Annotated in this window: 16 protein-coding genes; 5 read left to right on the top strand and 11 right to left on the bottom strand. The window is 64.1% G+C overall.

Features of this window, described 5'->3' with window-relative positions:
* The first annotated feature begins 97 nt into the window (after window positions 1-97).
* The 5 genes from CS1BSM3_RS14670 to CS1BSM3_RS14650 all read left to right on the top strand — a co-directional run bounded on the left by CS1BSM3_RS14670 (window position 98) and on the right by CS1BSM3_RS14650 (window position 5,789).
* Window positions 98-1,054 (top strand): ABC transporter permease, encoded by a 957-nt coding sequence (locus CS1BSM3_RS14670; RefSeq protein ID WP_072387848.1) that lies wholly within the window; start codon window positions 98-100, stop codon window positions 1,052-1,054.
* Complete coding sequence (locus CS1BSM3_RS14665; RefSeq protein ID WP_072387846.1) at window positions 1,054-1,941, top strand: ABC transporter permease; 888 nt, start codon at window positions 1,054-1,056, stop codon at window positions 1,939-1,941. The genes CS1BSM3_RS14670 and CS1BSM3_RS14665 overlap by 1 nt, the downstream gene beginning before the upstream one ends.
* Window positions 1,942-2,020: 79 nt before the next feature.
* Window positions 2,021-3,721, top strand: a complete 1,701-nt coding sequence (locus tag CS1BSM3_RS14660) for an ABC transporter substrate-binding protein (RefSeq protein WP_072387844.1) — start codon at window positions 2,021-2,023, stop codon at window positions 3,719-3,721.
* A gap of 63 nt (window positions 3,722-3,784) precedes the next feature.
* Window positions 3,785-4,771 carry an ABC transporter ATP-binding protein gene (locus tag CS1BSM3_RS14655; RefSeq protein WP_072387842.1) on the top strand — a complete coding sequence of 329 codons (987 nt, stop codon included), beginning with the start codon at window positions 3,785-3,787 and terminating at the stop codon, window positions 4,769-4,771.
* 76 nt (window positions 4,772-4,847) lie between these two features.
* Entirely contained in the window at window positions 4,848-5,789 is a 942-nt protein-coding gene (locus CS1BSM3_RS14650) for an ABC transporter ATP-binding protein (RefSeq protein WP_244540520.1), read from the top strand.
* A 27-nt stretch (window positions 5,790-5,816) separates the two neighbouring features.
* On the opposite strand, the gene CS1BSM3_RS14645 is transcribed toward CS1BSM3_RS14650, so the two are convergent.
* From CS1BSM3_RS14645 to CS1BSM3_RS14595, 11 genes are read right to left on the bottom strand one after another with little or no spacing between them, the layout of a single operon-like run.
* Complete coding sequence (locus tag CS1BSM3_RS14645; protein ID WP_072387838.1) at window positions 5,817-6,995, bottom strand: NnrS family protein; 1,179 nt, start codon at window positions 6,993-6,995, stop codon at window positions 5,817-5,819.
* A 9-nt stretch (window positions 6,996-7,004) separates the two neighbouring features.
* Window positions 7,005-7,481: a group III truncated hemoglobin gene (locus tag CS1BSM3_RS14640; protein WP_072387836.1), complete on the bottom strand. Its 477-nt coding sequence runs from the start codon at window positions 7,479-7,481 to the stop codon at window positions 7,005-7,007.
* A gap of 52 nt (window positions 7,482-7,533) precedes the next feature.
* Complete coding sequence (locus tag CS1BSM3_RS14635) at window positions 7,534-8,121, bottom strand: DUF2478 domain-containing protein (protein ID WP_210188778.1); 588 nt, start codon at window positions 8,119-8,121, stop codon at window positions 7,534-7,536.
* A gap of 12 nt (window positions 8,122-8,133) precedes the next feature.
* Complete coding sequence (locus tag CS1BSM3_RS14630) at window positions 8,134-8,859, bottom strand: carbonic anhydrase (protein WP_072387834.1); 726 nt, start codon at window positions 8,857-8,859, stop codon at window positions 8,134-8,136.
* A gap of 19 nt (window positions 8,860-8,878) precedes the next feature.
* Complete coding sequence (locus CS1BSM3_RS14625) at window positions 8,879-9,229, bottom strand: hypothetical protein (RefSeq protein ID WP_072387832.1); 351 nt, start codon at window positions 9,227-9,229, stop codon at window positions 8,879-8,881.
* 9 nt (window positions 9,230-9,238) lie between these two features.
* Complete coding sequence (locus CS1BSM3_RS14620; protein WP_072388259.1) at window positions 9,239-10,090, bottom strand: peptidylprolyl isomerase; 852 nt, start codon at window positions 10,088-10,090, stop codon at window positions 9,239-9,241.
* 5 nt (window positions 10,091-10,095) lie between these two features.
* The gene (narI, locus tag CS1BSM3_RS14615) at window positions 10,096-10,824 is read right to left on the bottom strand and encodes a respiratory nitrate reductase subunit gamma (RefSeq protein WP_072387830.1); all 729 of its coding nucleotides are present in this window, start codon (window positions 10,822-10,824) and stop codon (window positions 10,096-10,098) included.
* Between the two features lie 11 nt (window positions 10,825-10,835).
* Entirely contained in the window at window positions 10,836-11,588 is a 753-nt protein-coding gene (gene narJ / locus CS1BSM3_RS14610; RefSeq protein WP_072387828.1) for a nitrate reductase molybdenum cofactor assembly chaperone, read from the bottom strand.
* Window positions 11,589-11,591: 3 nt separating this feature from the next.
* Window positions 11,592-13,115 carry a nitrate reductase subunit beta gene (gene narH, locus CS1BSM3_RS14605; protein WP_072387826.1) on the bottom strand — a complete coding sequence of 508 codons (1,524 nt, stop codon included), beginning with the start codon at window positions 13,113-13,115 and terminating at the stop codon, window positions 11,592-11,594.
* A gap of 14 nt (window positions 13,116-13,129) precedes the next feature.
* Window positions 13,130-16,876 (bottom strand): nitrate reductase subunit alpha, encoded by a 3,747-nt coding sequence (locus tag CS1BSM3_RS14600; RefSeq protein ID WP_072387824.1) that lies wholly within the window; start codon window positions 16,874-16,876, stop codon window positions 13,130-13,132.
* A gap of 45 nt (window positions 16,877-16,921) precedes the next feature.
* Window positions 16,922-19,681 carry a nitrate/nitrite transporter gene (locus CS1BSM3_RS14595; protein ID WP_072387822.1) on the bottom strand — a complete coding sequence of 920 codons (2,760 nt, stop codon included), beginning with the start codon at window positions 19,679-19,681 and terminating at the stop codon, window positions 16,922-16,924.
* Window positions 19,682-19,918: the final 237 nt, after the last annotated feature.

Genomic DNA, 19,918 nt, shown 5'->3' with positions numbered 1-19,918 from the left:
GCCGGCCTTGTCTCTCGTTGCGCCGCGCGCCAATCGATCCTTGCAAGGACGGCCCCATGCGGGCATTCTGACGGGAATAGGGAGGAAGAAAAGTATAATGAAGACGTATGTCGCCCGGCGCCTTCTGGCGCTGGTGCCGACGTTGTTCTTCGCGAGCCTGATCGTGTTCGTGACTGTGCGGTTGATCCCGGGTGACGTGATCGACCTCATGCTGAGCCAGAACGACGTCAGCGCCAGCAAGCTCACCCGTGATCAGTTGATCGCGGCCCTTGGGCTCGACAAGCCCATGTGGGAGCAGTACGCGCTCTGGATGGGCGGCATCCTCTTTCGCGGGGATTTCGGGCAGTCGCTTTGGCAGAACGTGCCGGTCAGCGAGCTCTTGCTTGCCCGCATGCCGATCACGCTCGAGCTCGGCTTTCTCGCGCTGATCGTTGCGCTCACCGTCGCCATTCCGATCGGCGTCTACTCGGCCATCCGCCAGGACACGCCCGGCGACTACGTCGCGCGCTCCTTCTCCATTCTCATGCTGGCCGTGCCGAGCTTCTGGACGGGCACCATGGTCATGGTGTTTCCGTCGATCTGGTGGGGCTGGTCGCCGGAAGTGCGCTTCGTCCCGTTCATGGAAGACCCCATCCAGAACCTCAAACAGATGATCCTTCCTGCGATCATCCTCGGCACAGCCCTCTCGGCCGTGTCCATGCGGCTCACGCGCACCATGATGCTCGAAGTTCTGCGGCAGGACTACATCCGCACAGCCTGGGCCAAGGGCCTCAGCGAACGCCTCGTCGTCTCGCGCCATGCCCTGCGCAATGCGCTCATTCCCGTCGTGACGCTGATCGGCGTACAGGCCCCGCTGCTGATCGGCGGCGCCGTCATCATGGAGCAGATCTTCGTCATTCCGGGCATGGGCCTCCTGCTGCTCGATGCCGTCTATCAGCGTGATTATCCGATCATCACCGGCGTATTCCTCGTCGTCGGCGTCGCGATCATGCTGCTCAATCTGCTTATCGACCTGAGCTACGGCCTCCTGGATCCCAAGGTGAGGTATCGCTGATGGCGAGCGCGTCGGAGACAGGAGCCATTCGACGCCGCGGCCCCCTCGCCACCTTCCTCGTCCGCTTGTTCAAGGAGAAGCCGCTCGGCGCGGCCGGCGCCATCATCTTCCTCCTCTTCCTGTTCTGCGGGATCTTCGCGGACTTTCTGGCGCCCTACGGCATGAACCAGATCTCGCCGCTGAACCGCCTGAAACCGCCCTCCTGGCAACACCCCTTCGGCACGGACAACCTCGGCCGGGACATGCTCTCGCGCTGTCTCTACGGCGCCCAGCTTTCGGTCATCATCGGCTTCTGTGCCGCGGGTCTTGCGACGATCATCTCCGTCGTGCTCGGCATTTTGACCGGTTACCTCGGCGGCCGCTTCGACATGATCTCGCAGCGCTTCGTCGATGCCTGGATGAGCTTTCCCGATCTCATCATTCTGATCGTCGTCGTTTCGGTGCTGGGTCCCGGAATGCCGCAGATCATCGGCACGCTCGGGCTGCTGCTTGGGATCGCCGGTTCGCGCATCATCCGCAGCGCCGTCATCACCGTGCGCGAGAATATGTACGTCCATGCTGCGCAATCGGTCGGCGCGCGCACGCCGCGCATTCTCTGGCGGCACATCCTGCCGAACGTCATGCCGCCGATCATCGTGCTCTTCACGACGCGCGTCGGCACCGTCATCCTTGCCGAGTCGGGTCTCTCCTTCCTCGGGCTCGGCGTACCACCACCAGCGCCGACCTGGGGTGGGATGCTCTCGGGCTCCGGTCGCACATTCATGTTCCAGGGACCATGGCTCGCGCTGGCGCCGGGCCTTTGCCTGACGCTCGTCGTGTACTCGACGAACATGTTCGGCGATGCACTCCGCGATCTGCTCGATCCACGCATGAGAGGATCACGCTAGTCCGCCCGTGGGAGCGGACACAGACACCACCAACAGAAGCCGAAACGGCCGAAGACTGAAATGACACTGGGAGGATAGAATGCGACACGATTTAGCAAAGCCGCTCCGGCTCGGCGCCGCAGTGGCACTCGGCCTTGCCATTTCCATGGGCAATGCCGCTGCAGAAAAGCCAAAGCCCGGCGGCACGCTCACCGTCGGCACGGTCTATGTCACGATCTCCGCGCTCTCGTTCGATCCGGCTGACTGGAACTGGAAGCAGAACCACGATATCGGCCACTACTGCGAGCAATTGTTTGCCGCCGACCTCACGAAGTCGGTCAAGAATGGCGGCCCGCATCCCTTCTATGCCGATGCCTGGCTGCCCTCTGATGCGATCCGCGGCGAGCTTGCCGAAAGCTGGGAGTGGAAGCAGAACCCGCTCCGCGTCGAGATCAAGCTGCGCAAGGGCATCATGTTCCCCGAGAAGGAAGGGGTGATGAAGGCCCGCGAGTTCACGTCTGAGGATGTGCTCTTTTCCTATAACCGCCTCGACGCGAGCCCGAAGCGCATTCGCGGCTACTTCGACCACGTCGACAAGGTCGAAACGCCCGACAAGCACACCATCGTCTTCAATATGAAGCATAACTTCGCGGAGTGGGATTATCGCTTCGGCTGGGGCTACTTTTCCTGCATCTATCCCAAGGAAGTGGTCGACGCCGGCATCGCCAACTGGAAGAACGGCAATGGCACGGGCCCCTTCGCGCTGACGGATTTCGTCTCCGGCAGCTCGAACACCTACACGAAGAACCCCAACTACTGGGACAGCGACACCATCGGCGGCGAGAAGGTCAAGCTGCCGCTCATCGACTCCGTGATCTATCGCACGATCAAGGATGAAGCGACGCAGCACGCCTCGCTGCGCACCGGCAAGCTCGATATTCTCGAGACTATCCGCTGGCAGGCCGTGGACAACCTCAAGAAGACCGCCCCGGACCTCAAGTGGTCGCGTTGGCTCTTCATGTCGGGCACCTTCCTCGCCTTTCAGGTGGCCGAGAAGCCGTTCGACGACATTCGCGTGAGGCGCGCGCTCAACTACGCCGTCAACAAGGAAGAGATCGTCAAGGCGTACTACAATGGCCATGCCGAGCTCTTCGCCTATCCCATGCACCCCGACTACAAGGGCTACTTCCAGCCGCTCTCCGAAATGCCGGCGTCCGTGCAGGAGCTCTTCAAGTACGATCCCGCGAAGGCAAAGAAGCTGCTCGCCGAAGCCGGACATCCCAAGGGCTTCACCTTCAAGGTGCAGGTCTGCTCGTGCAATCCCGACCACATGGAGCTGCTGCCGCTCATCGCCGCCTATCTCGAGCAGGTCGGCGTGAAGATCGAGATCCAGCCCATGGAGTACGCGGCGTTCCTCTCGGCAATGACCTCGCGCAAGATGACGGCCGGCTACTTCATGAACAACGGCCATACGAATCCGACGACGACGATCCGCAAGTCGTTCACCACCGGCCAGACGTGGAACCCCTCGGGATGGTCCGACCCCGCCTACGACAAGAAGATGGACGAGGTGTACCAGGAGCCTGACGAGGCGAAGCGCCAGAAGATGCTGAAGGAGCTGACGATCGAGATCCTCGACAAGGCGCCCTATATCTGGCTGCCGACACCGTATCTCTATACGGCCTGGTGGCCGTGGGTGAAGAACTACAACGGTGAGCTGCGTGCGGGCGCCGTGCGTCCCGGCCCGATCTACGCACGCATGTGGATCGATCAGGATCTGAAGAAGAAGATGGGCTACTGAAGCCGGCCGCCGGGCCGCGGAATTCTCCGCGGCCCGCACCATTTCTAAGGAGCCATCGGCGGCATGAGCACACCGGTCCTCCAGGTTCGCGGACTGACGACGCGGTTTCGCACAGATCGCGGCGAGCTGACGGCCGTGGACGATGTGTCCTTCGATGTCGGCCGTGGCGAGACGGTCGCGATCGTCGGCGAGTCGGGCTCGGGGAAGAGCGTGACGGCACTTTCGATCCTACGCCTGATCCCGTCGCCGCCGGGGCGCATCGCCGCCGGCGAGGTCATCTTCGAGAACCGCAATCTGCTGGAGCTGGACAACGCGAGCATCCGTGACATCCGCGGCAACAAGATCGCGATGATCTTCCAGGAGCCGATGTCGTCGCTCAATCCATCGCTCACGGTCGGCATCCAGGTCGCGGAGCCGATCAACGAGCACCGCCGCACGCCCTGGGCGGCGGCACTTGAGAAAGCTGCGGAACTCATCTCACGTGTGCGCATTCCCGATGCTCAGAGCCGCCTCGCCTCCTTCCCGCATCAGTACTCGGGCGGCATGCGCCAGCGGATCATGATCGCCATGTCGCTCGGCTGCGCGCCGAGCCTGATCATCGCCGATGAGCCGACGACGGCCCTCGACGTCACCGTGCAGGCGCAGATCCTCGATCTTCTGAAGCAGATCACGCAGGAGAGCGGCACCGCCCTCATGCTGATCACGCATGATCTGGGCGTCGTCGCACGCTATGCCGATCGCGTGATCGTCATGTACGGCGGCCGCATTGTCGAAACGGCACCAGCGCGCGAGCTCTACAAGAAGCCCCGCCACCCTTACACCGTCGGCCTGCTCACATCCGTGCCGCGGCTCGACGGCGATACCCGCCGCCGCCTCATTCCGATCGACGGCCAGCCGCCCGATCTCGCGCGGCTTCCTGCGGGCTGTGCCTTCGCGCCGCGCTGCCGGGCCGCCGTCGCGCGCTGCCATCATGAGCGACCGAAGCTCGAACCCGTCTCGCCCACTCACCAGAAAGCGTGCTTCGCCAATGCAGAACTCGTTGTCCAGTGAGGTGCGGGCGGACGCGCGCGTGAGTGCCACCGACGAGGTTCTCCGCGTCAGTGACCTCAAAGTGCACTTCCCGATCATGAGCGGCGTGCTCTTCAAGCATGAAATCGCAACCGTGAAGGCCGTCGACGGCGTATCCTTCGCGCTCAATCGCGGCGAGACACTCGGGCTTGTCGGCGAATCCGGTTGCGGTAAATCGACGACCGGCCTCGCGGTGCTGCGTATGCTTACGCCGACTGCGGGGCGCATCCTCTTCGAGGGCGCTGACATCGCCAAGCACGACGCCGCAGCCATGCGCGCCGTCCGGCGGCGCATGCAGATGGTCTATCAAGACCCTTATGGCTCGCTCAATCCGCGCATGACCGTGCGCGACATCATCCTGGAGCCGCTCGAGGTGCATGGCCTCGCCGACGACCGAGCCGCGGCCCGCGCGCGCGTCGACGAGTTGCTGCGTCTCGTCGGCCTGCTGCCCGACATGGCCGATCGCTATCCGCACGAGTTCTCCGGCGGTCAGCGCCAGCGCATCGGCATTGCTCGCGCGCTCGCACTCGAGCCGACACTGATCGTGTGCGACGAGCCGGTCTCGGCGCTCGATGTCTCAATCCAGGCGCAGGTGGTGAACCTGTTCATGGATCTTCAGGAGCGGCTCGGGCTCACGTACCTGTTCATTGCCCATGATCTCGCCGTCGTCCGCCACATCTCGGATCGCATTGCCGTCATGTACCTCGGCCGCATTGTCGAGATCGCGCGGCGCGACGAGCTCTATGCGCGGCCACTGCATCCCTACACGCAGGCCCTGCTTGCGGCTGTGCCTGTCGCCGATCCGGAAGTGGAGGCCGCACGACCGCGCATGATCGTCACCGGCGAAGTCCCCAGTGCGCTGAGACCGCCGCCGGGCTGCCGCTTTCACACGCGCTGTCCATCGGCCATGCCAGTCTGCAAGACGATCGATCCGGAGCTTACCGACCTCAGCAACGGACGCGCCGTCGCCTGCCATCTTCACGCGCCAGTGCGGGGCTGATTCCGCCGCGATCGGGGGCGAGAAATTCTATGCTCGACGCATGAGAAGCGGCGCGTAGACCACGACGAAGCCGACGAACGCCGCCACCCAGGCTGTCGCCGAGAGGTGCAGCATCGGCTCCCTCATCACGTCGAATGCGGCGGCTATCCGTGCCAGAGCTGCGATGACGACGGCTGCATAGATGAGCTGGATCGGGCGCGTCGCCGTGAGCGGTTGCCCCGTATGGCCGAGGCTTGCGCGCGTCATGACCGCCAGCGTCATGGCGCCGATCGCGCCGGTCGTCCAACCATGCAGCGCGCCGCTCGGCAGGACAATGTCGGGCCGCAGTATGCCGAGGGCCAGCAGGAAGAACCCCGTGGGCACGAAGGCATAGGCAATGTGCAGGATCAGCACGAGCGGCTCTGAGCCCGTGCGCTCGCCTGCCCAGCGGAAGAGCCGCGCCGTATTCAAGGCGCCCGCGAGCGCGGCCAGGATGGCGGTGGTCAGCGCGTGCGGCAACACGATCCAGCTCACGAGTGCGACCGCGCTCGCTCCCATGATTGCCATGTCGAGGCGATCGAAGGGTGCCGGCAAGCGTCCCGGTCCGCGTCGCGCCAGCCAGTTGCGCGTGAAGCTCGGAATGATGCGTCCGCCGATCAGCATGATCAACATCAGCGTAACCGCGATGCCGAGCCGCGTTCCGTGGCCATCGCCGATACCGGCCGCCGCCTCCACATGAAAGAGGGCATTGCTCACGAGCAACAGCGCAACGCCGACAAGCACTTTCAAATTGCGCGTATTGCGGCTCGCAACAATCTCACGCCCGATCACGCCGGCGAGCGCGACGAGAAACGCGAGATCAACAATCGCCGCAACCCAAGCCCCAATCCAGAGAGAAAAGAACACCGCGATCCGGCCCGCGAGCCACACGAGGAACAGCATGAGCAAGCGCGTGCCGACCACCGGCAGCCGGCCCGTCCAGTTCGGCACGGCCGTCAACAGGAAGCCGGCCACAATCGCCGGCACATAACCGAAGATGAGCTCATGCACATGCCATTCGACGGGAGTGAATGCGCTCGGTAGCGCAAGATGCCCGCTCAGCATGGGCAGCCAGAGAGCGACGGCGGCAGCGGCCCAGACGGCGCCGAAAAGAAAGAACGGCCGGAAGCCGTAGCTCAGCAGCGCCGGTCCCTCGAAGGCGCGAATCTGCGCGGCACTACTGGCCATGTCTCACTCCTAGGAAATTTCGCGTGCTGGCAACCGCTCGCCCTTGGCGAGCATCAGACCGCGCGCCGTGGCAATCCCGAGCTCCAGGCTCTCTGCGATCGCCCGCGCACGCTCGACGAAATAGTCAGCCGCGGCGCGGGGGCAGACTTCGCCCGCAGTCTGTGCGAAGAGGGCAAGCCATCGGTCGAAGTGCGAGCCGCCGATCGGCAGAAATGCATGTGCCTGCATGGGGCGGCCGTGGTAGCGGCCCGTCATCAGCGTCACCGACGACCAGAAGGCGCACATGCGTTCAAGATGCGGCGCCCAGTCCGTGATGCGCGCAGCAAAGATCGGCCCGAGTACCTCGTCGGCCCGTATGCGATCGTAGAACGTGTGCACCAAACGCTGGATCATCTCCTCGTTGATGCCCGTGCGCGCCTGCACATCCGCCGCAAAGGCCGCGCGCCGCGCCTCGGCTTCACGCAGTCTGGGCCTGTCGCTGCTCATGTCTCAACCGCTCACCTGATTCTACCGCTCCGCGCGAGGGGCCATTCCCATTCTATGCGGCCGGCCATTCAATACCCGAGAGCGCATGGGGCCTATGCTCGCTGCCTTGCCTCTCGATCTCCAGCCCAAGCAGATCGACGACGCGCGCGACATCGTCCGGCAGATCGGCGAGATCGTGCTCGACTGAAAGCTCACCTGCAAAGGCGCGCCAGCCGTCGATATTTCCTCTCGGCACTGCGACCAGAACCGGCACCTCGCGCTCCAAAGCCGAGACAATAAGGGGCCTCAGTCCACCTCCCTCGCACTCCGTCTTGCCGAACTTATTCACGAGCAGCAGGTCCGGGCGCTCATCGAGCGCATCGCGTGCGCGCGCCATGGCCTTGAGCAGCGCATCGACATCGAGGCGGCAGCCCCGTGCGCCTTCCCCCCGGTCCTCGGAGATCGCCGCCGTCGCCCCGCTCGCGAGATCCTCGAGGATCATGTCGCAACGGGACTGGCCCGGTCGCGATACCGCGATCTGCCGGAGGCCGGCAAGCTGGCAGCCCGTCGCTCGAAGATAGGTAACGATCCGATCCATGAGCGGAGCGATGCGTTGCCCGTCGTCATAGACGATCGCCATGATCGGCGCCGATGGCCTCATATAGTTCATCTCCTATCCCCGTGTGTTGGCGTGGGCGACGGGCGCAAAGACATCCATGGCCTGGCGGCGCATGGCACTCACAGGCTCAACAGGATCACATACCCGCTGATCTATCGACGGCAGCGCGTCCCGCTCGGCGATCGAGGAGAGGTGCGGACCAAGATCGCGCAGCAGGCCGTCATGGATTGCGTAGATCCAGCCGTGCACGTGCAGCCGCTGGCCGCGCGCCCAGGCATTCTCCACGATCGGCGTCGCAGCAACACGCCGTACCTGCATTTCGATGTTGATCTCGCAGAGCCGGTTCAGGCGCACGGCTTCGCTTGGGACTGTATCTATGAGCCTGCGATGCTTGTGGTACATCATGGTCAGCGGCTGCAGCCAATGGTCGAGCATCGAGCCGCGCTCGTTGGCCAATACCTGCTGAATGCCGCCGCATCCGTAGTGACCGCAGACGATGACGTGCTCCACCTTGAGATGCTCGACGGCGAACTCGAGCACGGAGAGGATGTTCATATCGCTCGTGTGGACCATGTTGGCGATATTGCGGTGAACGAACACCTCACCAGGATCCATGCCGAGCACGTCATTCGCCGGCACGCGGCTGTCCGAGCATCCGAGCCAGAGATAACGGGGCGCCTGCTGCTCGGCCATGCGGCGAAAGAAGCCCGGATCATCGCGCGTCTTGCGATGCGACCAGGCGACATTCTGGTCGAGCAGGTGGTCGAGCGTCCTGGACATAGGTCAGCGATCTCGCTTCTCAGCCGAGCTGATCGTGGCACGCCCCGCCGCCGCATGTGCAGCCGGGATGTGGCGCCGACGGCGTGTCCGCGGCATCGACCTTCAAGGCCCAGCGGAGCATGCGATCGAGGGCCGCGCGCGCGGGATCGTCACTGCGCTCCATTGCTGCCATGAGGCCGAGCCATTCTTCGTCACTGCCAAGGGCCGCAAAACGGCGTGCAGCGTTCGCGACGTACTCCCCAGGCGTTTCCTCGAAGCGCTCTCCCATGGTCTGCACATTGGAAAACAGGACGATATCGCCGAGCGCCTCGAGTGCAGCGGCCGCATCCTCCTCGAATGCCAGATGATCCATCAGCGTGCCGAGTTGCATGGATGTCTCCTATTGCACGAGCGGCGTCGTGTTCGCATCGAGCGCGATACCGGTGATCTCGGCCCGCCCGGCGAGGATGCCGATGTACTGGCGGATCGCAACGCGGCGCACTTTCTCGTCGAGCCACGCGGCGATCCGCGCCTGCACCATCTCGAAGGGCAGCTCACGTCCCGCGATACGGCGATCGACGACGACGATGTGGAAGCCATACCGGCTCTCGACCGGCGCCGGCGCGATCTCCCCTACGGGAAGCGACGTCAGCGCCCGCTCGAATTCCCGCACGGTCTGGTCGGGACCGATCTGCCCGAGGACGCCGCCCACCTTGCCCGAGGGGCAGGCGGACTCCGCCCGCGCCACATCGCCGAATGCAGACGGTGCCTCGCGCAGCATCGCAATGATCGCGTCAGCGCGCTGGCGAGCAATCTGCCTCGCCTCATGATCGCCCGGCGGTGCCGCAAGCAGAATATGCCGCACCTCGTGGAGATCCGGTGTGCGGAAGCGCGCCCGGTTCTGCTCGTAGTACCTACGCGTCGCAGGCTCATCGGCGCTCGGCGTCACGACCTCGCGCACGATAAGCGTACGCACGAGCGCCTCCTCGTCCGTCTCGCGCCGGCCATCCGCATCAGCCAGGGGCTCGGCCGCGATGCCGATGCGCCGTGCCTCCTGAAGCAGGAGCTCGCGGACGACGAGCGCACGCGCCGCCGCCAGCCAGGCTTCGATCGGCTTGCCTGCCGGATGGTTCTGCGTCTCCCGCGAAATGGCTGCCCGCGAGATGACGACGCCATTGACGGCGACGGCCTTCTGCTTGGTGGTGATGGCCGGCTTGATCGTGCAGCCGTTGTGCGCAACCTCTGTGCTCATGGCGATCACTCCGCGGGCTCAACTGGGCGCCGCGCGCCGCCGGATACCAACGGCCTGCGCGTGCGCACGACCTGATAGCCGCGCCGACCGAGATACCAGACGGGCGCCGACCAGATGTGCACGAGGCGCGAGAACGGAAAGACGAGGAAGATCGTCATGCCGAGAACGAGGTGCGCGCGGAAGGGCCATTCGAGATCCTGCAGCGTCCTGGCATCAACGGGCTGCAGCGTCACGATGCCCTGCGCCCAGTGCGACAGGATCAACATTGCCGAGCCATCGCGGTGTCCGAGCGAGAACGGCAGCGTCAGCAGGCCGAGCGTGAGCTGAACCCAGAGGATGACAAGCACCGCAAGATCCATGACCGTGGAAGTCTGGCGAATGCGTGCATCGAAGAGCCGCCGATGCAGCAGCAGCGTCAGTCCGATGAAGCAGATCACGCCGGCGATGCCGCCCGCGGTCACGGCCAGAAGCTGCTTCTGCTCGACGCTCATCACGAGCGTGTAGACGGAAGTCGGCGTCAGCAGGCCGACCGCGTGGCCGAAGAACAGGAAGAGAATGCCGAAGTGGAAGAGGTTCGAGCCCCAGAAGAGCTGGCGCTTCCTCAGCATCTGGCTCGATCCGGCCCGCCACGAATAGGGCTCGCGATCGAAGCGGATCAGGCTGCCGACGAGGAAAGTCGTCAGGCAGAAATAGGGATACCAGACGAAGAGGATATGGAAGATGGTGTCGCGCATGGCCGCTCTCCTCAGCCGCGAGATGCTGGCGAAGTGGTGATGACAGTACGGGGGCCGGCTCCGGGCGCAGGCTCGAGGCCTGGAGCCGGACGGCGCGCCTGGCGCAGCTTCGCGGCGAGACCATCGACGCCGCAATCGCCCTTGGCCGCGCCGGGCCCGAAGGTAACTTCCTCCTCCTCCCAGGCCGCATCGAGCGCTTCGAGGTCATCGGGCTCGGGATCCGGCTCGGCGCGCAGCGCGGCGAGCGCGGCCTCGTCCAGCCTCGCTTTGGAGAGCGACACCAGAGCGGCAAACACGGCGGCATAGGGCGAGCTGCGTTTGACAAGACGCTCCTTCAGCGCCGCGAGCACATGACCGGGCTGGCCAATGAGTTCGATGGCCTCCTCCGGCGTTCGCGTTGCGGCGTATTCCAGGAACAGCGGCAGGAAATCGGGAAGCTCGCCGATCGTTGGCGTATATCCGCCGTCCTCATAGAGCTTGATGAGGTCCACCATGGCCTGCCCGCGATCGCGGCTCTCGCCGTGTACGTGCTCGAAGAGATGCAGGGAGAGCGAGCGCGTGCGATCGAACAGCAGGATGTAGCGCTCCTGCGCATCGAAGAGATCACGTCCCCCGATATCGTCGACGAGCGCGAGAACTGCCGCCAGATCGCGCCGCGGCAGGACGCCTTCGTTGGTGAGAACGGCCTTCAACTCCGGCGCGGCATCGATGAGCTCATCACTCGGATAGCTGAGCAGCGCCGAGAGGACCTTGAGCGTTTTCATGGATCAGGCCTCCACCTTGGGGCGATCGTTCTTGAGCTTCACGCCGCCGAACAGATTGACGCGGTTGTCGCTCGGCAGGCAGCCATCACCGAAGCTGAAGCCGCACTGGCCGCGCAGCTCGTAGGCATCCTCGGTGACCTCGCGATGGGTCGTCGGAATGACAAAGCGATCCTCGTAGTTGGCGATCGCCATCACGTGATACATCTCCTCGATCTGAAGTCCCGTGAGGCCGACCTTCTTCGCGATAGCCTCGTCGATCACGCCATCGATCGTCTTCGCGCGCATGTAGGCGCGCATTGCGAGCATCCGCTCGAGGCCGGTCGCCACCGGCTTCTCGTCACCGGCCGTCAGCAGATTGGCGAGGTACTTGAGCGGAATGCGCAGCGAGCGCACATCCGGCATCGCGCCGTCCGTGCCCATCTTGCCGGCTTCGGCCGCCGCCGTGATCGGCGAGAGCGGGGGCACATACCAGACCATGGGCAGCGTGCGGTACTCGGGATGGAGCGGGAAGGCGACCTTCCACTCCATGGCCATCTTCCAGATCGGTGACTTACGCGCGGCTTCGAGCCAGGCGTCAGGCACGCCATCGGCGCGCGCCTGAGCGATCACGGCCGGATCGTTGGGATTGAGGAAGAGCTTGAGCTGCGCTTCGTAGAGATCCTGCTCGTTCGGCACGCTGGCGGCTTCCTCGATGCGATCGGCATCGTAGAGAACCACGCCAAGATAGCGGATACGGCCGACGCAGGTCTCCGAGCAGACGGTCGGTTGCCCGACCTCGATGCGCGGATAGCAGAAGATGCACTTCTCGCTCTTGCCGCTCGACCAGTTGAAGTAGATCTTCTTGTACGGGCAGCCCGATACACACATGCGCCAGCCGCGGCACTTGTCCTGGTCGATGAGGACAATGCCGTCCTCCTCACGCTTGTAGATCGCGCCGGACGGGCACGATGCGACACATGCCGGATTGAGGCAGTGCTCGCAGAGCCGCGGCAGGTACATCATGAACGTATTTTCGAACTGGCCGTAGATCTCCTTCTGCACGCCTTCGAAGTTGACGTCCGCCGAGCGCTTGGAGAACTCGCCGCCGAGGATCTCCTCCCAGTTCGGCCCCCACTCGATCTTCTCCATGCGCTCGCCAGAGATGAGCGAGCGCGGCCGCGCAGTCGGGAAGGCCTGCAGCTCCGGCGCCTTCTGCAGATGCTCGTAGTCGAAGGTGAAGGGCTCGTAGTAGTCGTCGATCTCGGGGAGATCGGGATTGGCGAAGATGTTCGCGAGAATGCGCCACTTCCCGCCGATCTTCGGCTCGATGCGGCCGTTGCGCTTGCGCACCCAGCCGCCCTTCCAACGATCCTGGTTCTCCCACTCCTTGGGATAGCCGATGCCCGGTTTGGTCTCGACGTTGTTGAACCAGGCGTATTCCATGCCTTCGCGGTTGGTCCACACGTTCTTGCACGTGACCGAGCAGGTATGGCACCCGATGCACTTGTCGAGATTGAGCACCATCGCGATTTGCGCGCGAATTTTCATTTTTCTGGTTCCCCTTATTCGGCGGCTTCGACAGCGGGCGTCGCGCCTTGCAGCGGGCGCTCCAGCCAATCGACATTGCGGAGTTTGCGGACAACGACGAACTCGTCGCGGTTGGTGCCGATCGTGCCGTAGTAGTTGAAGCCATAGGCGAGCTGGACGTAGCCGCCGATCATGTGCGTCGGCTTCAACACGGTGCGCGTCACCGAGTTGTGGATGCCGCCGCGCTGCCCCGTCATCTCGGAGCCCGGCACGTTCACGATCTTCTCCTGCGCGTGGTACATGAAGAGCGTGCCTTCCTTCATGCGCTGCGAGACCACGGCGCGCGCAACGAGCGCGCCGTTGGCGTTGTAGGCTTCGACCCAGTCGTTATCGACGATGCCGGCCTTGCGCGCGTCCACCTCGGAGAGCCACACGATCGGACCGCCACGCGACAGCGTCAGCATCAGCAGGTTGTCGGTGTAGGTCGAGTGGATGCCCCACTTCTGGTGCGGCGTGATGAAATTGAGGACGACTTCCTTCTCGCCATTGGGCTTCATGCCCTGCACGGGTTTGACGGCGCGGAGGTCTATCGGCGGACGATAGACGCAGAAGCCCTCGCCGAACGCCCGCATCCAGAGATGATCCTGGTAGAGCTGCTGGCGACCGGTCAGCGTGCGCCAGGGGATCAGCTCGTGGACGTTGGTGTAGCCGGCGTTGTAGCAGACCTTCTCGCTCTCGAGGCCCGACCACGTCGGCGCGGAGATGATCTTGCGCGGCTGCGCGACGACATCGCGGAAGCGGATCTTTTCGTCTTCTTTCGGTAGTGCAAGGTGCGCGTGCTTGCGCCCCGTCGTCTTGGAAAGAGCCTCCCAGGACTTCACGGCGACCTCGCCGTTGGTCTCGGGAGCCAGCATCAGCAGGACTTCAGCCGCATCGATGTCGCTGTCGATGCGGGCCATGCCTTTGGTCGGTCCCTCCTCGGTCACGACGCCATTGAGATGCTTCAGATGCTCGACCTCATGACCGGTCTGCCAGGCAATGCCCTTGATGCCGTTGCCGACCTTTTCCATGAGCGGACCGAGCGCCGTGAAGCGCTTGTAGAGGTTCGGATAGTCGCGCTCGACGACCGTAACCATCGGCATGGTCTTGCCGGGGATCAGCGCGCACTCGCCCTTCTTCCAGTCCTTGGGTTCGAAGGCCTGCGCGATCTCGCCTGGGCTGTCGTGCATGATCGGCGCGAGGACGACGTCCTTCTCCACGCCGAGCACCTCCGGCGCCACCTTCGAGAAGGCCTTGGCGATCGCCTTGTAGATCTCCCAATCGGACTTCGCTTCCCAAGCCGGGTCCACCGCACCCGTCAGCGGATGGATGAAGGGATGCATGTCCGAGGTGTTGAGATCGTTCTTCTCGTACCAGGTGGCCGTCGGCAGCACGATGTCGGAGTATACGCACGTCGTCGACATGCGGAAGTCGAGCGTCACGAGCAGATCGAGCTTGCCGCGCGGCGCTTCGTCATGCCAGCGCACTTCCTTGGGCCTCTCGCGACCTTCCTCGCCGAGATCCTTGCCGAGCACGCCGTGCGACGTGCCAAGCAAGTGCTTCAGGAAATACTCATGCCCTTTCCCGGAGGATCCGAGCAGGTTCGAGCGCCACACGAACATATTGCGCGGGAAGTTTTGCGGGCTGTCAGGATCCGACCAGGCAAAGGAGAGCTCACCGGACTTGAGTGCGCGCGCCACGTAGTCCTTGGGCTCGAGCGCGACGTCGGCGGCCTGCTTGGCGATCCCGAGCGAGTTCTGCGTCAGCGTCGGATAAGCCGGTAGCCAGCCCATGCGCGCCGCGCGGATGTTGTAGTCGATGATCGCGCCATCCCACGGCCCTGGAGGCGCTGTCGGCGAGAGAATGTCCGACGTGTGCATGGTCTCGTAGCGCCACTGGTCGGTGTGCGCGTAGAAGAACGACGTCGAGTTCTGCTGACGCGGCGGGCGAGCCCAGTCGAGGGCAAAGGCGAGCGGTGCCCAGCCCGCCTGCGGACGCAGCTTCTCCTGTCCGACATAGTGCGACCAGCCACCGCCGGACTGGCCGATGCATCCGCACATGGCCAGCATGTTGATCACGCCGCGGTAGTTCATGTCGGCGTGGTACCAGTGGTTCATGGCGGCGCCGATGATCACCATCGAGCGGCCATTGGTCTTCTCGGCATTCGTCGCGAACTCGCGCGCCACCTGGATGATCTTGTCGCGCGACACGCCCGTGATCCGCTCGGCCCATGCGGGCGTGTAGGGCGTGTCCTCGTCGTAGGACTTCGCGACATTCTCGCCGCCGAAGCCGCGATCCACGCCGTAATTGGCAATGAAGAGATCGTGCACGGTGGTGACCAGGGTCTCGCCCTCGGCCAGCGCGAGCTTCTTCACGGGCACGCGCCGGTTCAGAACGCTCGCGTGATCGGAATGCGTGAAGTGCTCGTTCTCGATGTTGCCGAAATAGGGGAAGGCGACGTCGGCGAACTCGTCCTTGATATCTGCAAGGGAAAGCCGCAGCGTCGTCGCCCGGCCACCGGCCTCCTTCTCCTCGATGTTCCACTTGCCGGTCTCGCCCCAGCGGAAACCGATCGAGCCGTTCGGCACGACGACCTTACCCGAGATCTCGTCGAAGCCCACCGTCTTCCACTCGGGATTGTTGGCCTCGCCGAGGCTCTGTGCGAAGTCGCTCGCACGCAGGAAGCGGTCAGGCACCAGTCGCCCATCCTGCCGCACGAGCTTCACGAGCAAGGGCATGTCGGTGTATTGGCGCACGTAGTCCCGGAAATACTTCGCCTGCCGGTCGACGTGATATTCCTTCAGGATCACGTGTCCCATGGCCATGGCGAGCGCCGCATCCGTGCCCTGCTTCACCGAGAGCCAGATGTCGCCGAACTTCGAGGCCTCAGAATAGTCCGGGCAGATCACGGCACTCTTCGTGCCGCGGTAGCGCGCCTCGGTATAGAAGTGCGCATCGGGCGTGCGCGTCTGCGGGACATTGGAGCCCCACAGGATGATGAAGCCGGCATTGTACCAGTCGGCGCTCTCAGGAACGTCCGTCTGCTCGCCCCAGGTCTGCGGCGAGGCCGGCGGCAGATCGCAGTACCAGTCGTAGAACGACATACAGACACCGCCGAGCAGCGACAGGTAGCGCGAGCCGGCCGCGTAGGACACCATCGACATGGCGGGGATCGGCGAGAAGCCGATCACGCGATCGGGACCGTAGGTCTTCGCCGTGTAGGCATTCGCCGCGCCGATGATCTCGGTGACCTCGTCCCACTTGGCGCGAACGAAGCCGCCGTGACCACGCACGGAGATGTAGTCCTGCCGCTTCTTTGGATCCTCGACGATGCTCTTCCAGGCCGCGACGGGCGCCAGGGTCTTGCGCGCCGCGCGCCAGTGCCTGAGCAGGCGCGAGCGGATCAACGGGTACTTCACGCGGTTGCCGGAATAGAGATACCAGCTATAGCTCGCCCCGCGTGAGCAGCCGCGCGGCTCGTGGTTCGGCAGATCGGGACGCGTGCGCGGGTAGTCGGTCTGCTGCGTTTCCCAGGTGACGATGCCGCCCTTGACGTAGATCTTCCATGAGCAGGAACCGGTGCAGTTGGCGCCATGGGTCGAGCGCACGATCTTGTCGTGCTGCCAGCGCAGGCGATAGCCATCCTCCCAGCCGCGGTCCTCGTCGGTGGTGATGCCGTGGCCATTGGAGAACGGCTCCTTGACCTTGTTGAAGAAGGTCAGCCGGTCGAGAAATTGGCTCATGGTCGCTTGCCTCGAATGCAGGTGTGGGATTGAGTCTTTTAGCTACTAGGCCGGTCTCAGTGCGGAGCTCGGCGTCTGTGGGCCGCCGCCGCGCTCCACATCGAAGAGCAGGCCGCCGCGCCGCGTGTAGAACCACCACGTGATCGCGATGCAGCTCAGGTAGAAGATGAGGAAGGCGTAGAGCGCGCTCTCCGCGCCGCCCGTCAGGCTGATCGAGGTGCCGAAGCTCTTCGGGATGAAGAAGGCACCGTAGGCCGCGATCGCCGAGCTGAAGCCGATGATCGCCGCGGACTCCTTGTCGGACTGGCGTGCTCGTGCCTCGCCGGTCAAGCTGGGTTCCAGCCGCGCCACTTCCTTGCGCATGATCGCCGGGATCATCTGGAAGGTGGAAGCGTTGCCGACACCGCTCGCCGCAAACAGGAAGAGGAAGCTCGAGAAGAACACCGGGAAGGCCGTCGGGTCGCCCTTCATGCCGATGGCATAGAGGATGCCGAGCACGCCAAGGCTCATGGCGACGAAGACCCAGAGCGTGATGCGCCCACCACCAATGCGGTCACAGGCCTTTCCTGCGAGCGCCCGCGAGACCGCGCCGACGAGCGGGCCAAGGAAGGCGTACTGAAGTGCGTTGACTTCCGGGAAGAGGATCTTGGCGAGCAGCGGGAAGGCCGCCGAGAAGCCGATGAAGGAGCCGAAGGTGCCGGTGTAGAGCCAGCACATGATCCAGTTGTGCGTGCGCCGGAAAATGACGGCCTGATCGGCAAAGCTCGCCTTCATGCTCGCGATGTCGTCCATGCCGAACCAGGCCGCGAATGCCGATGCGATGATGAACGGCACGAAGACGAAGCCGGCATTCTGCAGCCAGAGCGTCGAGGTGACGCCGCCGACGGTCGCCGTCTGCGGGTCGCCGCCGAGCCAGCCGAACACGCCTGCCGTAATGGCGAGCGGCACGATAAACTGCACGACGCTGACACCGAGGTTGCCGAGCCCGGCATTGATGGCGAGCGCGTTACCCTTCTCCGCCTTCGGGAAGAAGAAGGAGATATTGGCCATGGAGGATGCGAAGTTGCCGCCGCCGAAACCGCAGAGCAGGGCGAGCCCGAGGAAGATCCAGTAGGGCGTATTGGGATTCTGCACGGCAAAACCCATGCCCATTGCCGGGATCAGCAAGGACCACGTGGCGAGCGTCGTCCAAAGTCGACCGCCGAAGATGGCCGGCATGAAGCTGTAGAAGATGCGCAAGGTCGCGCCGGAGAGACCCGGCAAAGCGGCCAGCCAGAAGAGCTGATCGTTCGTGAAGTCGAAGCCGACGCTCGGCAGCTTGGCGACGACCACCGACCACACCATCCACACGGCAAAGGAGAGCAGCAGGCAGGGGACCGAGATCCACAGATTGCGCCGAGCGATCGCCTGCCCGCGCTCCTCCCAGAACCCGCGATCTTCCGGCCGCCAGTCCTGGATGGCGCCCTTTGCCGCCAGCGCCCCTTCGAGCTCAGGCCCGTGCACGGGCTGCATCTCGGGCAGCTCGGGGAGCTTGCTCACAGGCGTGCCGGCCTCGGCGGCGCTCCGCTCCATCTCGCGAATGGCGAAGTGCATCCACACGAGCGAGACGCTGACGATCAGGAAGAGCAGCCAGAAGCAGCTCTGCCATACGCCGGTGAGATCATTGAGCGCGCCGAAGGCGATCGGCAGAACGAACCCGCCCAGACCACCGACGAGACCGACAACGCCGCCGACCGCGCCGACCCGATCCGGGTAATAGACGGGGATATGCTTGTAGACGGCCGCCTTGCCGAGGCTCATGAAGAAGCCGAGCACGAACGCGGTCACGATGAAGCCGACGATCCCCATGCGCGTCGAGAAGGTCACCGGTCCATGGATGCCTTCGACGACATACTGCGTCGGCGGATAGGACAGGATGAACGTGCAGACGACGGAGACGAGGAAGGTCCAGTACATGACCCTGCGCGCGCCGTACTTGTCGGAGAGGTGGCCGCCATAGGCGCGGAAGACCGACGCGGGAATGGAGTACATGGCTCCGATCGCGCCGGCCATCTTGATGTCGAGACCGTAGACGCCAATCAGATAGCGCGGCAGCCACAGCGCGAGCGCGACGAAGGCACCGAAGACGAAGAAGTAGTAGAGCGAGAACCGCCAGACCTGGACGTTCGCGAGGGGCTCCAGCATCGCCTTCAGCGACTCGGGCTTCTGCCCTGAAGCCCGCCGGCGCGCGAGGTCGGGATCGTCCTTCGTCATGAGGAAGAACACGACAGCCATCAGCGCGAGCACCGCAGCCCACACGAGCGCGACCGTGCGCCAGCCATAGGCGACCATGATCACCGGCGCCGCGAATTTGGTCACGGCCGCGCCGACGTTGCCGGCGCCGAAAATGCCGAGCGCCGTGCCCTGCTTCTCCTTCGGGTACCACTTCGCCACATACGCGACGCCGACGGAGAAGGAGCCGCCCGCGATGCCGACGCCGAGCGCGGCAAGAAGGAAGGTCGGATAGTCGTAGGCGAACGTGAGGAGCGCGGTCATGACCGCCGCGCTCAGCATCGTCAGCGTGTAGACGACGCGGCCACCGTACTGGTCCGACCAGATGCCGAGCATCAGGCGGATCAGCGAGCCGGTCAGGATCGGCGTGCCGACCAGAAGGCCGAACTGGGTGTCCGTCAGGCCCAGATCGTTTTTGATCTGAATGCCGATGATCGCGAAGATGGTCCAGACGGCGAAGCAGACGGTAAAGGCGATGGTGGAAAGCCAAAGTGCCCGGCTCTGGTCCGATGGGCTGACGGCACTGATCGACATGCGCTCCCTCTGCTCCTCAATCGCAAAAAATCTGCTGAGGGACGATGTGAGGGGGCGCCGCGGCCGCGTTTGACCTTGGTCAACGACCGCTGCAGTGCGCAAATTTGCAAGAAGACGATGGAGAAATATCAATCAGGAGCGGACGCAAATCATCGCGATCGCCGAACAATAACCATTCCAGACATGATAAAGATCAAGTTCCGGCTTGCGAGACGCTGCTAGCGTGCTCCAAGGGAG

Source organism: Hyphomicrobium sp. CS1BSMeth3 (assembly GCF_900117415.1).
Taxonomy (GTDB): domain Bacteria; phylum Pseudomonadota; class Alphaproteobacteria; order Rhizobiales; family Hyphomicrobiaceae.
The sequence above is the reverse complement of the archived record's forward strand: the minus strand, read 5'-3'. Positions and strand labels throughout refer to the sequence as shown.

What these genes read in the sequence shown, in the direction of transcription:
- CS1BSM3_RS14670 (WP_072387848.1), top strand. Translation starts at nt 98, where the DNA reads ATGAAGACGTATGTCGCCCGGCGCCTTCTGGCGCTGGTGCCGACGTTG.
- CS1BSM3_RS14665 (WP_072387846.1), top strand. Translation starts at nt 1,054, where the DNA reads ATGGCGAGCGCGTCGGAGACAGGAGCCATTCGACGCCGCGGCCCCCTC.
- CS1BSM3_RS14660 (WP_072387844.1), top strand. Translation starts at nt 2,021, where the DNA reads ATGCGACACGATTTAGCAAAGCCGCTCCGGCTCGGCGCCGCAGTGGCA.
- CS1BSM3_RS14655 (WP_072387842.1), top strand. Translation starts at nt 3,785, where the DNA reads ATGAGCACACCGGTCCTCCAGGTTCGCGGACTGACGACGCGGTTTCGC.
- CS1BSM3_RS14650 (WP_244540520.1), top strand. Translation starts at nt 4,848, where the DNA reads ATGAGCGGCGTGCTCTTCAAGCATGAAATCGCAACCGTGAAGGCCGTC.
- CS1BSM3_RS14645 (WP_072387838.1), bottom strand. Translation starts at nt 6,995, where the DNA reads ATGGCCAGTAGTGCCGCGCAGATTCGCGCCTTCGAGGGACCGGCGCTG.
- CS1BSM3_RS14640 (WP_072387836.1), bottom strand. Translation starts at nt 7,481, where the DNA reads ATGAGCAGCGACAGGCCCAGACTGCGTGAAGCCGAGGCGCGGCGCGCG.
- CS1BSM3_RS14635 (WP_210188778.1), bottom strand. Translation starts at nt 8,121, where the DNA reads ATGAGGCCATCGGCGCCGATCATGGCGATCGTCTATGACGACGGGCAA.
- CS1BSM3_RS14630 (WP_072387834.1), bottom strand. Translation starts at nt 8,859, where the DNA reads ATGTCCAGGACGCTCGACCACCTGCTCGACCAGAATGTCGCCTGGTCG.
- CS1BSM3_RS14625 (WP_072387832.1), bottom strand. Translation starts at nt 9,229, where the DNA reads ATGCAACTCGGCACGCTGATGGATCATCTGGCATTCGAGGAGGATGCG.
- CS1BSM3_RS14620 (WP_072388259.1), bottom strand. Translation starts at nt 10,090, where the DNA reads ATGAGCACAGAGGTTGCGCACAACGGCTGCACGATCAAGCCGGCCATC.
- narI (WP_072387830.1), bottom strand. Translation starts at nt 10,824, where the DNA reads ATGCGCGACACCATCTTCCATATCCTCTTCGTCTGGTATCCCTATTTC.
- narJ (WP_072387828.1), bottom strand. Translation starts at nt 11,588, where the DNA reads ATGAAAACGCTCAAGGTCCTCTCGGCGCTGCTCAGCTATCCGAGTGAT.
- narH (WP_072387826.1), bottom strand. Translation starts at nt 13,115, where the DNA reads ATGAAAATTCGCGCGCAAATCGCGATGGTGCTCAATCTCGACAAGTGC.
- CS1BSM3_RS14600 (WP_072387824.1), bottom strand. Translation starts at nt 16,876, where the DNA reads ATGAGCCAATTTCTCGACCGGCTGACCTTCTTCAACAAGGTCAAGGAG.
- CS1BSM3_RS14595 (WP_072387822.1), bottom strand. Translation starts at nt 19,681, where the DNA reads ATGTCGATCAGTGCCGTCAGCCCATCGGACCAGAGCCGGGCACTTTGG.